This window comes from Acetitomaculum ruminis DSM 5522, assembly GCF_900112085.1.
GTDB classification, from domain to species: domain Bacteria; phylum Bacillota; class Clostridia; order Lachnospirales; family Lachnospiraceae; genus Acetitomaculum; species Acetitomaculum ruminis.
In genome coordinates this window covers 48,735-64,799 of record NZ_FOJY01000006.1, presented here as the reverse complement: position 1 = coordinate 64,799, position 16,065 = coordinate 48,735, and the positions used below count along the sequence as shown (strand labels likewise).

The following is a 16,065-nucleotide window of genomic DNA, read 5'->3' as shown; positions in this document are numbered from 1 at the left end:
TCATTTAGGGGAGTTTATGAAAAAGTTTTTTAAGTTTATCGCCTCGAAAAGCGATACAATAAATCTACCCTATCTTTATGACGCAAATATGAAGTAAGTATGAATTTTGTGTAAATAAATCGAGTAAAATAATTTGAATCCTGCAATCATATTTTTATACTCATATTCCTAGCTTCAAAGCAACAAAACATTGTTTCCCAAAGGATAATATGATATCCTTTAATTCTGATATATTTATATTTCTTAATCTGCAAATTCACTAAAAAAGGAGAATTTCCATGAATGACAATAGCCTTGTAGAATTAAAAAAAGCAGAGCAACTTATTGCTTCTGCCAGAAAAAATATGAGTTTTGGGGATATTATCCAGGCTTACAGTGATCTTGCTGATGCCTTATATATAAGACGGCAACATTACAGCGAAGATGATTATCCCGTAAAGGAAATCATCTATCTGCTGGAACAGTGCACATTTATGTAATATATTAAAAAATTATTTCATAATATCTTTTTAATAACTGTTTTTTGTAATATTTTATATAACATAATTGATTTTGGCAGCCACGGTAAACATCTCTTCTTCAGCTAATTCAAATGCTTTAAGAACTTTTTCCGAGAAAGCTCCGCAATCTCCATCCTTAACCTTTTTAGAAGCGATTTTTACATCATACGGTGTCTTATGTAATCTTGGATTAATAAGTCCGTCGTAGGAGTCCACCAGACCCACAACCTGTGACCAGATAGGAATTTTATCTTCTTTAATGTTGAATGGATAACCTTTTCCGTCTGCTCTTTCATGGTGATATCTGCAAATATCATAACAATATTTGTAAAGTTCTGTTTCCTGCTGCTGTTTAAAGTTTTCAAGTATTTTACAACCATATATGGTATGTTTTTCAAACTCTTCCATTTCTTCATCTGTATATTTGGTATTCTTAAATATAATATGTTCCGGAACTGCAACTTTACCTAAGTCGTGAAGAATTGCTGCTTCGGAAATCAGCATTACCTGTTCATCTGTTAATTCATATTCAGGATAAAGCTGCTTTATATAACCCATCATTATTTTTGTAAATGTTCTAACTCTCATTAAGTGCTCTGAGGATTCGTAACCGCGTAATTCCAATACAGAACCCAAGGCATTAACAAGAAACTGATTTTGATGAAAAAGAACTTCTTTACTCTTTTGTAATTCCTTAGTTCTTTCTTCAAGCTTCTTTTCAAGAGCATTTCTGTTTTCAAAAAGTTCTATGGTATTTTTAGTACGTCTCATTACCACTCTTTCATCGAATGGTTTATAAATAATCTCTGAAACTCCTAATTGATATGCTTTTTCGTCAGATTCCGGGGTAGACTCACCGGTAATCATTATTACAGGAACCTTATTGTTTAAACCTATTTCTTTCATATATTCCAAAACATCAATTCCTGTTTTTATAGGCATCATTAAATCCAAAAAGATAATAGATATTTCATCCTTGAATTTTTCTAGTATTTCAATAGCCACCTGACCATTTTCTGCTTCGATAACATTAAACTGTTCCTGGAATATAAAACCAAGCATTTTTCTATTAATAGGCGCATCATCAGCAATAAGAATTGTTTTCATTTCAATTGGAGCGTTTTTCATTCAGTCATACCTCTTCTCAATCTTAAAAAAGTTACATTTTACATTTCCTAGTTCAATTCTTTTATGGCATCTATAACTTTCTTATACATTTCCTGTAGCTTTGGATATTCTATTTTGGCCCCCTCTATATCTTTTTGATTACGAAGCCTTTCTACCACTTCCGTAGCCTGTGCCCCCAAATCATCAAGGGCAATATTTAATGTCACACCTTTAAGTTTATGGGCAGCTTCAAAAGCTGCTGCATAATCTTCGTTTTTCATCGCCTGGTCTAGTTCTATGGCACTGTTATCATCTAAAAACATTTTAGCAAATTCCTTGACCATATCATCAGTTTTAAAGATGCCTATCATTTTTTCGTAGTTTCCGCCTATTTTTGAATATAGTTCTTTTGCTGTTGCATAACTCATATTAAATCTCCCTCATTATAAAAAATTGACAAATATACATTTGTTTTTTCCATCCTTCATAATATAAATAGTCATAAAGCAACTTCGCAAACGTCACACAAACTCTTTATTTGTTAAGTGGAGCTTTATGTGCGTGACCGTATTTTCAGCATTCTAACACACATACTATATCGACACAAGATAAAAAATCTCCACAAACTTCACTGAAAAAAAATAAACAAGTTATAATACTAATTACTTACAAAAACAAGGGGTGCTTCACCTTATTCATTAGGCAATATGTATGTATAGTTTATTTTTTCTTAATTTTTTGAATGTGATTTTGGATAAGAGAAAAAGAAAAAAGAACCCTAATATTTTTCAGGTTCCTTTTTCTTTTATTTATCTGTTGTAAATTTATTCACTTCTTAAGGCTTCTATTGTATTGTCTTTTTTAAGTTTTCCTGATGAAAAAAGCATTGTGGCAAATACTACTACAAATACACTTATTACTGCAATTAATATACTTTCCACAGGTATGAAAAATGGAATATCCCCTGCAAAATTTGAGATTTTGTATATATAGTAAGAAAGCAATATTGCAATAGGAACGCCGGTTATTATACTTCTAAATCCATATATAAAGCTTTCATAATACAGCATGTGTCTTACGCCTTTTTCAGTCATTCCCACTGATTTCATCATAGCAAATTCTCTTCTTCTAAGAAGTACATTAGTGGAAATAGTATTAAATACATTGGCTGTTACAATAAGTGAAATCAGGACAATAAAGCCGTAGGCAAAAACATCTAAAATAAAGATAATCAACTTATTTGATTCACCGTTTTGGGCTAAATCATTCAAAGTATTGGTGTTATAACTGTTTTCAGTAAGTATATTCGTCATGTCATCATAGCTGCTTACATGGTTTTCGCTGGTAAATACGCATGTGGTATAAAAGTTGTCTTCCATTCCTTTTCCAACCATTGTATCAAACATAGTGCTTGGATATATAACACAAGCTACATCTCCGATTATAAAACCACAATCATCTGCGAAACCATTAATATTTACATTATGTTTTAATTCAAAAGACTCTTCTTTTATATCTCCATTTTCATCATATTCATTTTCAACAAATGGATTTACCACAAGAGGCAACTTATTTTTATCCAGAATTTCATATTGGATAAACTTTGTTCCATTATCAGTTTGATAAATAGTTGTTTCATGGTTGTGCATAATAGCTTTCGGATTTGTTTTATCAAAATAATCCTTGTAATTTAAATTATTGTTTTTACATATTTCTTTAAAATAGTCATCATCTAAAAAAATGATTTGTGAATAACTTTTTACACTTTTAGCCCTTTCTTCAGAAAAATATTTTAAATATTCATCTGTAGCATACTCTGTTTCAAAGGATATACCCTGATTTGAAAGTTCAATTACAAAGGCAGAACCAGTTACATCCTTAGCATTTTTTAATAAATCAAATACCTTTCTTTCTGATTCTATACTTTCAAACAGCTCGTTATCAAATCCATATCTTATGTCTGCTGTTCCTTCCATTACATTAAATTCGTTTAAGGAGCTGCTTACATAGGCTGAAAAGGTTGAAGCGGTAATAAAAATTACTACACTTATACAAAGGGATATTACCGTAGTACGATATCTTTTTTTATTTCGTTTAAAGTTTTTTGCTCCCATCATTCCTTCAAAACCGAATATTTTTTGAGTAATTTTAGAAGTTTTTACTTTTTTAGCACTGACTTTAATATCATCTACCTGTCTGATAGATTCAATAGCCGATTTTTTAATTGTTCTTAAGGCAGGTATCAAAGCGGAAATCATAGTTGTAAAAAGACATACTAAAGCCGCAATAATAAGTGCAGAAAAATTCAAAACAAGATATATTTCCGTATTGTTATTTCTTGACAGCAGACTTTTAAAGGCATCCTTTAAAAGATAAAAGGTTGTTCCAATACCTACACATCCTACAATCATTCCTATAGGAATGGCTATTAGTGCCAAAACAAAGGCTTCATAAAATACACTTATAACTATTTGTTTTTTAGTTGCTCCTATGGATTTTAATATTCCATATTGCTTTGTTCTTTCACTTAGGGATATGGAAAATGAGTTATAAATCAAAGATACGGATCCCACAACAATAAACACTACAAGAAACGATGTAAAGCCAAACAGCATCTTTTTGATGTTCCCGTCCCCAAGATTCCCATAGGTTCTTAATAACTCACCATTACTCCTTAAATTATCTATATATCCGATTTTTTCTGTCATTTCAACAAATTTATCCGGTGATTTAAGGGTGAAAAACACTCCATAATTTCCATTTCCCTCCCCTAGGGTAAGGGCGGTATAACCAGGACATTCAAAGTATTCTATATCGTAGCTAAGTCTTGAAAAAACTCCAACAATCTTTAGACTTTTTTCTTTTGTATCAACTAATTCTTCATCTGCATCAAAATTATCATTCATTTTGGGTGCATTTCCATTTAAAAGTCTTTGACCTATAGATAAATCTATAGTTTTACCTACTTTAAAATCAGCTATGCTTTTACTGTCCAAATTAGAAACTAATGAATCCGAAATAATTATTTCTGAGGAATCTTTTGGCATCCTTCCCTCTAATAAATCAACCTTTACCAGGTCATTAAAGTTTTTACCCATAGATTCAATATGGATATATGGCTTATCTTCTTCAATGCTAGAATCGATTTTTGCCCATCCTACTTCTTCCCAGCTTGCATAACTTTCAATCTCATCACTTTTAATAATTTCTTTTTTGTCTTTTTTGTTTATGTCTGAGTAAAAACCCTGAAATTTTCCATATTCTTCAACAATAGAATTTCTATAGAAAATAAGTCCTGAAAATGCGCCTTCTATTACAGCAGTAAAAAGTGCCATGGATAATATAATTCCTATTATAGTCACCAGGGTTCTTGTTTTACTCTTTTTCAAGGCATTTCTTGTATATTTAAATAAAACCCTCATTTTTTACGCTCCTTTTAAACAGCTTTTCTAGTATTTGTCATACGCTCATCTTTTACAATGTGTCCGTCTTCTATTGATATTATCCTGTCCGCCTGTAAGGCAATAGATTCATCATGAGTAATGATAATCAAAGTCTGATTATATTTTTTATTTGAATACTTCAACAACTCCACAATCTCATGACTGTTTTTGGAATCAAGATTTCCTGTTGGCTCATCTGCCAATACTACAGCCGGAGCATTCATTAAGGCTCTTCCTATGGAAACTCTTTGCTGTTGTCCTCCGGAAAGCTGGTTAGGAAGATTATTTCTTCTTTCATCAAGCTTTAATATTTTAATAAGCTCCTCTAAATGTTCTTTATTTACTTCTCTTCCATCAAGTAAAATCGGAAGAGTCATATTTTCCACTACATCTAATACAGGAATAAGATTGTAAAACTGATAAATAAGTCCCACCTGTCTTCTTCTGAAAATTGCAAGTTGTTCCTCATTTTGACTATAAACATCCTGTCCATTCATAAAAACCTTACCTGAGCTTGGTCTGTCAACCCCTCCTAAAATATGTATAAGAGTTGATTTTCCTGAACCAGAAGGTCCGATAATTGCTACAAATTCACCTTTTTCCACTGAAAAAGAGATATTGTCTAAGGCTTTTACTTCATTGTTTCCTTTACCATAAATTTTTGAAAGGTTCTCTACTTTTAAAATTTCCATCTTCTTCTCCTAACTTGTTTTCATCCTATCTTTAAAAATTATTGACAATTGATCAATTAATAACTTCTTTAGTGATAGTTTACCAAAGAAAAATGACACCTTCATGACAATTAATAAATAAATTCTGTCACTTTAGTGTCATTTTCTTATTTAACATATAACTTTGTAAATTTTAATATCAAATTCTGCACCGCCATCTTTACTATTTTTAGCGGTTATAGTGCCATTGTGAGCCATAATAATACTTCTTGCCAGGGCTAATCCAATACCTACACTGTCCTTTGAGGCGTTTTTTCCCCTGTAAAATCTTTCAAATAAATTAGGTAAATCATCTTTATCAAAGCCCTTTCCATTATCAGTTACAAGAATTTGTGTATAAATGGCATTTTCTTTGGCTGAAACTGAGATTGTCCCTCCCTCACCGCAATGTTCCATGCAGTTTTTTATTATATTTCCCAAAGCTTCCCGTAACCATAACATGTCTCCTAAAAGTCTTTCATCTAAAGCATCTATAATTAGATTTTGGTTTTTTAAATCCATTACCACTAAAAAAGCCTGGCAGGACTGATTTATAAGCTCCCTAACGGATAAATCAGTCATATTAAATTTTACGGTGCCGGCATCTAATTTTGACATTTTAAGCAAAGCCTCAATAAGCCAGTCTATCCTTTTTAAGGAGCTTTTTATATCTCTTAAAAGCCTGATATTTTCTTCTTTACTTATATTTTCTTTTGATAAAAGATCCACTGTCACACTCATGGAGGTAAGGGGAGTTCTTAACTGATGGGAGATGTCTGCGATAGCTTCACTCATTTGAATCTTGTCATCTTTTAATGACAGGCTTTGTTCTCTTAATTGTATAGTCATTTTTTGAATTTCGCTTTTTAAAATCGCCAGGTCTCCCTCATTGCAATCCTTTATTTCCAATATTTCATCACCATGAAGTATTTTATCCAAGGTAAAAGTTAATTCCATCACTTCTTTATATTTCTTTTTTTCAAAAAGTATAAATGAACTTATGAAAAACAGACCTGCAAATACAGAAAGAAGGCCTGCATAATAATTAAGATAAAAGGAAATTCCGGCAAAAACAGGAATAAAAATAATATATATTCCTAATTGCATCAAAATCTCCGGGTTTTTTAATATTTTCATATTTTACTTTTCCAAGTCCTTGTTTTTCTAGTCTAATCTGTATCCTAAACCTCTTATGGTTTTTATGATGGTGGGATGTTTGGGGTCATCCTCTATTTTTTCCCTTAAACGCTTAATGTAAACCGTAAGGGTATTGTCATTTACAAAATCTCCGGCAATGTCCCATATTTCTTCTAAGATTTGGTTTCTTGAAAGTAATTTTCCCCTGTTCATAATAAACATAACAAGCAATTTGTATTCCAATGCAGACAGATTTAACTCTTCTCCTTTTTTTGTGACCCTTGCCTTGTCCATATCCACATATACATTATCAATTTTTACTTCATTTCCGGTATTTTGATATTTTCTAAGGGCATTTTTTATTCTGGATACCAGTTCTCTTGGTCTGAATGGTTTTGGAACATAATCATCTGCTCCCAGTTCAAAGCCTGCCACAATACTTCCTTCATCCCCAGAAGCTGTAAGAAAAATAACGGGAATGTCTAATTGGGCTTTTATACTTGAACATACAGAAAATCCATTTCCGTCTTTTAGGGAAATATCTAGTAATACAATATCAAAAAGTTCTTTTTTAATCATTTCAATGGCAGCTTTTTGCCCGGATACATTTTTTATGGCAAATCCTTCCATGGAAAGATATTCACTAAGAGATGAAACAATGCTTTCATCATCTTCCACTAATAAAATCTTTGTCATTTTCTCCTCTTTTTTTAATAAATATTCACAAATTTATATTAAATCTTTTCTACTTATTCTAAAGCATTAATATTCTTTTGTGAATAGTTATTTGTGCCCTAGCTATAAACAATACCTTCCTTGACACTTAAAATTTTTTGTGCTTAAATATGAGGCATCGTTTGTTGTAAATATTTTACTTTTAAAAAAGAAAAGAGATGTTAAAAATGAGTACCCCGAAAAATTCTTTTTTTCTTGAGTGTGAAAAGCATTGGACTTTCTGGCTTCTTATTGCAGTGGGCGGTTTTTACGGAGCATATACCTACAGCGTTAGAGGTGGTATTTTCTGCAATGCCCAGACAGCAAATATAGTCCTTTTATCAATGGCAATAGGAACTGCCAATCTAGCTCAGGTAATGTATCTTATTATTCCCATTTCATCCTATTTTTTAGGAGCCATTCTCTCTGAAATACTGGCAAAGAAAATTAAAAAATTTCACTTTTTCAGATGGGATACCATTTTGGTGGCTATTGAAATTTTAGCCGTTATCTTTTTAGGTCTTTTACCCAAAAGCGCTCCGGATCAGATATGTCAGATTACCTTAAATTTTATCTGCTCCATGCAATTTAATACCTATCGCCAAAACGAAGGAATACCAATGGCTACTACCTTTGTCACAAACCACATAAGACAAACCGGAAGCAATATTGTAAAGGCAATTCGAGATAAGGATAAAGAGGCTTCTAAAAGGTGGAAAATGCATGGAATAATGTTATTAATGTTTTCTTTTGGGGGTATTTTTGCCACAGTTGTCTGCACATTTTTTGATGTTAAAGCAATCCTTTGTGTTATTCCCCTTTTACTTTTCATCTTTATAAGACTGGCAATAGCCGATAGAACCTACGAAAAAGATCTTTTATCCAAAGTTCCCCGAGGACACTAAGATTTTTTTGCAAAAATATATCATACTATAGCAACTAGTTTTACTGGTTAATATAGTATGATATATTTATTTTTTCTATTTTTCAGTCAGTTTTCATTACCTTTCCACTTTATTGACTGATGCTTGTATAAATTTTTAAAAAGACCTTCACTTTCGTTTACATGTTATATATGTTATCTAGATTTATTTTTTTATTACTTTATTTCATCCATGGTGCATTTTGTCTGATAGTTTTTATCACTCACTTCCGGATTATATCTTTCCAGTTCATTTCCTTTTACTTTGAAAATACCCTGATATGCGTTAGCCGGATTATAATATGTTTTATCACCCACTTTATTTTTTTCAAGATACCAGATATATGTCTTACCTGTTTCCGGTCTCCATGCACCTTCAAAGGAATACTCCACATATTTATCCTTTAAGGTTTCATATTTTTGAAATTCTTCCACAGCTTTTGGGTCGTCCTGATATTTTAAATATTCTTCTGCCGGGATAATACCGCCAAAATCTGAAATAGTAAGTGTATCCCCTTCTTTTAAATCTCCCTTAAAGGATTCTGAGATTTTCACACTATAATTTGAATATACTGTTGCAGTTTCATCACAGTAAGGCTTGATTGCTTCTACCACACCTTTTATTATTAAGTCACAATTATCCTGTAATTCATCAATATTATCAAAAGATTTATCCATATCTGCATCTGTATCTATTGACATTATTATTTCTTTTGGTTTTTCTTTGCTATTTGTAGCTGACAACTTTTCCCCATCCTCATTAGTGCTAATAACATTTGTTGCCTCTTCGTTCGTTTTTTTAGTTTCATTAGTTTTACCCCAGGCAACAATACCAAATACCATAACAATCAATACTACAAATAAAATCTTTTTTTTCATGTGAATCCTCCATTCAATAATTAGATTAAGCAATATCTTTTTATACACAAAAAATATCTTGTATATAAATTCCGAAAATATAGTTAAAATCATTCAAAAGTTCAGTCTTTTTACTCATTATATACTTGGTAATTTGCGTCTTCTACTCCATTTGTTTCATCAATTCTAATAATAGCCCATTCTTCTTATTATTCGATAATCTCACACTCATTATGGGATTTTTCATTATTTTTCAGGGATAATCAATTATCAAACCGTCACCCCAGTATCATTGTAGAAGATATTTCTAAACCTTTCAATTGTATTAAGAAAATATTAAGAATTGCAATTAATTTACAGATAATTCCTTTTAATTGTAAATTGCTAAACAAAAAAAGCCCTGTCACCTAAGACAGCAGCTTTTTTTCTAATAAGCTAGGACAGAAGTTTTCTTTTTATTACATTTTCAACCTCACTAAGCATTGGATTTGTCAATATATCAGTCACTGAAAATGAAATATTATAGTTTCTTTTTATTTTTCCTGCAAGCTTCATTGCAGAAATCGAATCTCCTCCCATATCATAAAAATTTTCTTCCTCATAAATTTCATCATTTTCAAATACTTCCTCACAAAATTGATAAAGTTTCTCCATGATGTCACTGTTTTCCCTCTTGTTATTTTCTGGATTTTGCTTATTTTCAAGGCTTATAATAAGTTTTTTTCTATCGGTTTTTCCATTTGCTGTAAGAGGAATAGTATCAATTTTGTAAAATTTTGTCGGTACCATGTAAGAAGGAAGCCTTAAATGCATTTGCTTTTCCACTTCTGTTTCAGAAATGTTTTCATCACCGGTATAAAAAGCAACCATCTTTTTTATTTTTTCATTATAAACTACAGCACAGGACTTTATTTTTTCAATTTCTGACATGGCATTTTCTACCTGTCCTATCTCTATCCTCTTTCCGTTTATTTTAATTTGAAAATCTTTTCTTCCGGAAATTATAATTTCGCCGTTTTTTGTATAACAGCCCAGGTCTCCTGTATTGTAGACTCGTTTTCCCCTATAGTCTGTAAATTTTTTTTCTGTCTCCTTTTTATTTCCTACATATCCTTTAGAAACTCCAAGCCCCTCTACAAACATAGTTCCCTTGACTCCCACAGGACAAATTTCCTTTTTTTCGTTTAAAATATAATATTTTGTAGAAGGAAAAGGCATTCCATAAGGAATTTGACCCTTTTTAATATCTTCACTAACTACTTCATGGGCTATATTCCAAATAGTGGTTTCAGTTGGTCCTCCAACATTAAATAATCTAATATTTTCATTAAGGGCTTTTATATCCTCTGCCAGTTTAGTGTTAAGATAATCTCCTCCTAAAATTATCTGCTTCAAGGAAGAAAAAGCCTCTTTTTTTCTATCCTCTTCTGAAAGAATAAGCATTTGCATTAATGCAGGAACAGAATTCCAGAAATTAACCTGATATTTATTCATTAACTTAATCCATTCATCAGGCTCCTTTTCAATATCTTCCGGAATAACAATGCTACCACCTATAAGGGGTATTCCGATAAAATCAAATAAAGACATATCATGACAATAATTTGTAATGGCAAAACATGTAATATCACTTGTAAGACCAAACACATCCACCGAGTCAAATATGCAGTTTACTATTGCCTTTTGGCTTAATTCCACAGTTTTTGAAACTCCGGTAGTTCCTGAAGTATTTATAAAAACAGGACTTTCATTATAATTATCACTTACTTTATATTTACTTTTTTCAACTGCAGAAATTTCAATTATTTTACAATTTATATCATCTTTTATTTTTTCATGGAGATTTTCATCTGTAATAATAAGTTCTATTCCCACCCTTTTTATACATTCTCCTACTGCTTTTGCAGGAAGTTCTATATCAATGGGCAAAAAGCTTATTCCGGCGTATAAAAGTGCTATTTCCCACAAGGCCTGGGACATACCCTTTTTTAAATATAATCCCACAATGCTTTTTTTGTCTTTTATATTATTATTTACAAGAAATGCAATATCTTCAGCGTTTTCCTTTACATTTTTATAGGTTAATACTTCATTTTGGGTACACAAAAGAGGTTTGTTGGCATATTTATTAAAATTATACTCAAGAATTTCAAATATACTTCTTTCATCAAGACTCTTACCTGTATCATTTATTTTGTTAATAATTTCCATATCTTCTTCAATTAATGGAAGTTCATAAATATCTTGTATGTCAATTTCTCTTTTTGCCAAAAGATTTATGCAATTAATATAATTTTTGCCTATGTTTTTAGGGATAATCTCTTGAAATAAGTCTTCTACATAACTTATTCCCACAGATATTCCTTCTTGGCATTCGCTAATTAAAACTTCCAACCACACCTGGCTGGTATAGCTTCTTGTACGGCGTATAGCCATATTTTCTATATTACAGGAGTCATTTTTTGAAATCTTTGTAAACACAACCGGGGCAACAAGAGCTCCATTTGTATTTTTTTGAAGTTCTTTAATCACATCACTTCCAAGACAGGTGTCACAATCCATAATGGCTAATAATTTTTCCTGAACTTCTTTTGCATAATCTAAAACTGAAATATTTTTTGAGTCATCAACATCAAATATAATAAAATTTGAACAAAGCCCTACTATTTCATCTACTCCATCTAAAAAAATATTTCTGTTTGAAACCGGTATATTCAGCAAAAATTTTTTGTTAAAAGAATATCTTGAAATAATTTTTGAAAACAGGGAAAACAAAATTGCAAAGGAAGTAAGCTCATATTCTTTGGCAATATAACATACATTTTCATATATTTCTTTTTCCAGGAAAAATTCTATATTATTATTCTTTGGTAATTCTATTTCAGATTCCCTTTTTTTTAAAGGAAGTTCCGGCCAAAAGTCATAACCTTCATATCTTTTTAAAAGAGTTTCTTTATCAGTTTTAAAATAATCACTTTTCTTTAATTCATTTAAGTAATCTGCATAATCTTTAAAACTGCATTTTAGTGTCACCTCTTCTTTATCATATAAAACTTTGATATTTTTAAGAATTATCTCATGAGAGCTACCATCAGCGATTACCCCTGAGTGACATATATGAATGATGCTTTCTTCATCTGATATTTTAGATACAATGAAGGTAAACAAAGGCCCTTTTTCCAGATTAAAATCCGTTTCAAACATCCTTTTTGCAATTTCATTTAATAGAATCTCTTTCAAATCAGTATTCATTTTTGAAAGATCTGCATGGCCTATTTTTACAGGCATCTTTTCTTTAATAATAAACTTATCCTCTTTTATTACCCCTCTAAAAACATCCTGTACCAAAACCAGTTTTTTTAGGGCTTCATCAATTTTTTTATACTTTGAATTTTTTACTATTATTTCAAAATAAGCATGACTGGCCCGCCCGCCCAAAAGCATATCCTTTTTTTCCCCAACAAGATACATCTTTTGAAGATCTGTTAATTCATATTCATATTCATTTTGTTTCATAAGCTCTCTCCCAAAATTTCATCAGCCAGCATACTTACACTGGCATTTGAAAAAATTACTTTCAAGGGTAATCTTTTGCCTAATTGTCTTTTTATTTCTATCTGTAACTTTGCAAAAAACATAGAATCAGCCCCTAATTGAATAAAACCTTCATTTATATCAAAGCTGTCTGTTATGTTTAAAATTCCAGAAACCATGCTTTTTATCTTTTCTTCTAATTCTTCTTTCATGCCAATTCTCCTTTCAATTCTTTTGCTTTAAAATCTTCTCCCTTTTCCCATTGATTTTCATTTGCGTATTTTTCGCATAAGCTCATATATTTTTTAAACATTTTTTCTATTTGTCCTTTATTAAACCAGTTTTTTGGAACAACCCATATAAAAAACAAAGTATCTTTAATTTTATAGGTCTGAGCATCCAAGGCCACATCAGGAGTTTTTGAGGATATTTCAACAATATCTCCTATTTGTTCAAGAAAATCTTTAGATATCAAGTCTTTTTTTATACTTGGAGAAAAGACCAGGGCTTCTTTATAATTATCATCTAAAAGATAGCTGTTATATAAAGTCATAACTTCAAGTCCGTCTAAACTTAAGTGAGATTTATATTCTTTAATCTGGTTAAAAACCTTTAAAACCAAGGACTTAAAGCTTGTGAGATTTCTTAAATCAAGTCCGGCAAGAAGATTTTTTGAAAAATCCCCTACACAGTCTTCATAAGATTTTTCCCTTTCAAATAATGGATAATTTATAACTATCTTTTCCTCTTTTACTTCTTCTTTTACTGCTAATGCAAAAATTGAAAGAAGTACCATTTCCAAAGATACCCCATATTTTTTTGAACATTTAAGTAAAGAAGCATAGCTTTCTTTATCTAAATAAGCTTTATGACTTTCGTATTCCTTTGTATAATTTTTCCGAAAACAGGCAGGAATTTTATAGCATATTCCATAGTCAGTGATTTTTTCTTTCCAATACTGTCTGTCTTTTTTCTTTTCCTGTCTTGAAGTTTTCCAGACAATATCAAAATATTCATTTATTTTTTCATCATTTATCTCTGTTTCAAATTTTCCTTTTATATAATAATTGGACAAATCCTCCAATATTATCTGGAAGCTTAAAGGATCAGCCAATATTATATTCATGGAAAAATACATTTTTTTTACTTTTCGAGCCTCTTTATAAGCAAGTAATACAGCCATATTTGAATTTTCTCTTTTTATCATTTCCTGACATATTTTTTTTGCATCATCATTTTTATTTATTAGAATTATGTCCTCAAATCCGTTAAAATCAACATATTCAATGTAGCCATCTTCAACTATCCTTCCTCTTAAGGCAGGATGTCTTTTATATACTTCTTTCCAGGCATTATTTAATCTGTCATAGTCTAAATTTCTTGTTTTAAATTCAATGTAAACACTGCATTCTATTCCACACAAATCAAAATCCATACTTTCTGCCAGTTGATATGCGCATTGTAATCGTGTCATTTCTTGACTTTCCATTTTTATGTAAACACCGGCTTTCTTTTTTCAAAGATTTTAATCAACTTATTTTTATCTATTTTTTTTACTGCCGTATAAGGCATAGAATCCACTAAAATCAACTCATCCGGCATCTTAAAGGAAGCCATGTTTTTAGATTTTAGATATTTTTTTATATCATTTAAGGTGATATTTTTATTTGCTTTTACAAATGCACATATTCTGTTTCCTAAAAGTTCGTCTTTAACTCCTGCTATGGCACATTCATCTATGGCTTCATTAGTCAAAAGTGCCTCTTCAATTTCCAAAGGCATTATTTTTTCTCCTGCCCGGTTTATTTGTTCCTTTGCTCTTCCCAGTACAAAAACATTGCCCCTTTTATCTATTTTTACCCTGTCTCCTGTTTTATAAAATCCGTCACTAGTAAAATACTCCATTTGTTTTTCTTCCAACTGATAATAACTTTTTATGGTATATGGACCTTTTGTAACCAGTTCTCCTTCTTTTCCTTTAGGTAACTCATTACCATTTTCATCAACAATCTTTAAAATATCAAAAGGACTGCAAGGTTTCCCCTGACAGGAAATTCTTGTTTCAAAGTCATCCTGCAAAAAATTACAACAACACAATCCTTCTGCAGTACCGTATATCTGAATTAGTTTTGCTCCAAATAGCTTATCAACATTTTTAGAAAGCTTGGCTGGAAGGACAGCCCCTCCAACCATTATAAATTCAAGGCTTTTTAAGTCATCAGAATCATCTATTTTCCTATATTGCATACACATATTAAGTACTGTTGGAACCAATGAAACAAAAGTCACTTTTTCTTTTTCTATCAGATATAATATTTCAAGAGGAGTTGCATATTTTCCCACCACTACTTTTCCTCCACAAAGCAAGGTTCCCATAATCCCCGGTGCCCCCAAAGGAAAATTGTGAGCAAGGGGAAGAATGGATAAAAATACACTTTCCTCATTTAATAAAAGTCTTCTGGCTAGTGCTTCATTATTGTAGATATAATCTCCTTGTGTTCTGGCTATCAGCTTTGGAAGTCCTGTAGTTCCCCCTGATAAAAGTAGTAAAGCCGTATCATTAAAATCAACCTCTTCAGATACAAAATCTGTAAAATCAATATTTTCATCTAAAGAAATATTTTTTAATTCCATTGAAATATAAACTTTTTCAAGATTGATATTTTCCCTTACAACTTCATCTATTATTTCTTCATAAGAAGCATCTCTTTTATCTACTATGATTGCTTTAACATCAGCTTTTTTAACAACCCCCATAATCTCTTTTTTCTCATGGGCCGGTAAAAGCAGTACCGGTACAATTCCCAGTTCAAGTAAAGAAAAAAGTATAATTATAAACATTTCACTGTTTTCTAAGTGTAGGGCAAACTTATCCCCCTTTTTAAAACCCTGGTTTTTAAAATAATAAGAAAGTCTTAAATATCTTTTTCTAAACTCGCTATAACTAATTTGCTCATCTTCACATACAATAGCGCATTTTGAAGGATATTTTTTTGCAAGATATTCCATCCTTTTTCCAAAATTCAAGTAATTATTTATTTCTTTTTGGCTATTTTCTCCCGTTTCTATGTTCCAGCGTTTATGGTACAAATATTTGCCTAACTCATAAAATTCATCCTCATTTAAATTAATCACGCCCG

At 31.1% G+C, this 16,065-nt stretch carries 13 protein-coding genes; 2 read left to right on the top strand and 11 right to left on the bottom strand.

Annotated elements, in window-relative coordinates; all coding sequences use genetic code 11:
• The first annotated feature begins 278 nt into the window (after positions 1–278).
• Positions 279–479: a hypothetical protein gene (locus tag BM153_RS05050; protein WP_092871402.1), complete on the top strand. Its 201-nt coding sequence runs from the start codon at positions 279–281 to the stop codon at positions 477–479.
• Positions 480–533: 54 nt separating this feature from the next.
• On the opposite strand, the gene BM153_RS05045 is transcribed toward BM153_RS05050, so the two are convergent.
• The 6 genes from BM153_RS05045 to BM153_RS05020 form a co-directional block, all read right to left on the bottom strand.
• Positions 534–1,628, bottom strand: a complete 1,095-nt coding sequence (locus tag BM153_RS05045; protein WP_092871400.1) for an HD-GYP domain-containing protein — start codon at positions 1,626–1,628, stop codon at positions 534–536.
• Between the two features lie 47 nt (positions 1,629–1,675).
• The gene (locus tag BM153_RS05040; protein ID WP_092871398.1) at positions 1,676–2,035 is read right to left on the bottom strand and encodes an Hpt domain-containing protein; all 360 of its coding nucleotides are present in this window, start codon (positions 2,033–2,035) and stop codon (positions 1,676–1,678) included.
• 396 nt (positions 2,036–2,431) lie between these two features.
• Positions 2,432–5,029, bottom strand: coding sequence for an ABC transporter permease (locus tag BM153_RS05035; RefSeq protein WP_092871396.1), 2,598 nt, complete (start codon positions 5,027–5,029; stop codon positions 2,432–2,434).
• A 14-nt stretch (positions 5,030–5,043) separates the two neighbouring features.
• Positions 5,044–5,742, bottom strand: a complete 699-nt coding sequence (locus tag BM153_RS05030) for an ABC transporter ATP-binding protein (RefSeq protein ID WP_092871394.1) — start codon at positions 5,740–5,742, stop codon at positions 5,044–5,046.
• 150 nt (positions 5,743–5,892) lie between these two features.
• The gene (locus BM153_RS05025; protein WP_092871392.1) at positions 5,893–6,897 is read right to left on the bottom strand and encodes a sensor histidine kinase; all 1,005 of its coding nucleotides are present in this window, start codon (positions 6,895–6,897) and stop codon (positions 5,893–5,895) included.
• A 27-nt stretch (positions 6,898–6,924) separates the two neighbouring features.
• On the bottom strand, positions 6,925–7,593 hold the full coding sequence (locus tag BM153_RS05020) for a response regulator transcription factor (RefSeq protein ID WP_092871390.1): 669 nt from the start codon (positions 7,591–7,593) through the stop codon (positions 6,925–6,927).
• A 206-nt stretch (positions 7,594–7,799) separates the two neighbouring features.
• Here BM153_RS05020 and BM153_RS05015 point away from each other — a divergent pair, with 206 nt between their 5' ends.
• Positions 7,800–8,516, top strand: coding sequence for a YoaK family protein (locus BM153_RS05015; RefSeq protein WP_092871388.1), 717 nt, complete (start codon positions 7,800–7,802; stop codon positions 8,514–8,516).
• A gap of 194 nt (positions 8,517–8,710) precedes the next feature.
• Here the strand turns inward: BM153_RS05015 and BM153_RS05010 are convergent, their stop codons facing one another.
• From BM153_RS05010 to BM153_RS04990, 5 genes are all read right to left on the bottom strand, one after another.
• Entirely contained in the window at positions 8,711–9,412 is a 702-nt protein-coding gene (locus tag BM153_RS05010; RefSeq protein ID WP_092871386.1) for a hypothetical protein, read from the bottom strand.
• Positions 9,413–9,826: 414 nt separating this feature from the next.
• The gene (locus tag BM153_RS05005) at positions 9,827–12,907 is read right to left on the bottom strand and encodes an AMP-binding protein (protein WP_092871384.1); all 3,081 of its coding nucleotides are present in this window, start codon (positions 12,905–12,907) and stop codon (positions 9,827–9,829) included.
• Positions 12,904–13,137, bottom strand: a complete 234-nt coding sequence (locus BM153_RS05000) for an acyl carrier protein (protein WP_092871382.1) — start codon at positions 13,135–13,137, stop codon at positions 12,904–12,906. Before BM153_RS05000 ends, BM153_RS05005 begins: the two co-directional genes overlap by 4 nt.
• On the bottom strand, positions 13,134–14,399 hold the full coding sequence (locus tag BM153_RS04995; protein ID WP_177205579.1) for a condensation domain-containing protein: 1,266 nt from the start codon (positions 14,397–14,399) through the stop codon (positions 13,134–13,136). Before BM153_RS04995 ends, BM153_RS05000 begins: the two co-directional genes overlap by 4 nt.
• 17 nt (positions 14,400–14,416) lie before the next feature.
• Positions 14,417–16,060, bottom strand: a complete 1,644-nt coding sequence (locus tag BM153_RS04990) for an AMP-binding protein (protein ID WP_092871378.1) — start codon at positions 16,058–16,060, stop codon at positions 14,417–14,419.
• Between the last annotated feature and the right edge of the window lie 5 nt (positions 16,061–16,065).

Bases quoted from the DNA above. Each gene is read 5' to 3' on its own strand.
- BM153_RS05050 (WP_092871402.1), top strand. From the start codon at position 279: ATGAATGACAATAGCCTTGTAGAATTAAAAAAAGCAGAGCAACTTATT.
- BM153_RS05045 (WP_092871400.1), bottom strand. From the start codon at position 1,628: ATGAAAAACGCTCCAATTGAAATGAAAACAATTCTTATTGCTGATGAT.
- BM153_RS05040 (WP_092871398.1), bottom strand. From the start codon at position 2,035: ATGAGTTATGCAACAGCAAAAGAACTATATTCAAAAATAGGCGGAAAC.
- BM153_RS05035 (WP_092871396.1), bottom strand. From the start codon at position 5,029: ATGAGGGTTTTATTTAAATATACAAGAAATGCCTTGAAAAAGAGTAAA.
- BM153_RS05030 (WP_092871394.1), bottom strand. From the start codon at position 5,742: ATGGAAATTTTAAAAGTAGAGAACCTTTCAAAAATTTATGGTAAAGGA.
- BM153_RS05025 (WP_092871392.1), bottom strand. From the start codon at position 6,897: ATGAAAATATTAAAAAACCCGGAGATTTTGATGCAATTAGGAATATAT.
- BM153_RS05020 (WP_092871390.1), bottom strand. From the start codon at position 7,593: ATGACAAAGATTTTATTAGTGGAAGATGATGAAAGCATTGTTTCATCT.
- BM153_RS05015 (WP_092871388.1), top strand. From the start codon at position 7,800: ATGAGTACCCCGAAAAATTCTTTTTTTCTTGAGTGTGAAAAGCATTGG.
- BM153_RS05010 (WP_092871386.1), bottom strand. From the start codon at position 9,412: ATGAAAAAAAAGATTTTATTTGTAGTATTGATTGTTATGGTATTTGGT.
- BM153_RS05005 (WP_092871384.1), bottom strand. From the start codon at position 12,907: ATGAAACAAAATGAATATGAATATGAATTAACAGATCTTCAAAAGATG.
- BM153_RS05000 (WP_092871382.1), bottom strand. From the start codon at position 13,137: ATGAAAGAAGAATTAGAAGAAAAGATAAAAAGCATGGTTTCTGGAATT.
- BM153_RS04995 (WP_177205579.1), bottom strand. From the start codon at position 14,399: ATGACACGATTACAATGCGCATATCAACTGGCAGAAAGTATGGATTTT.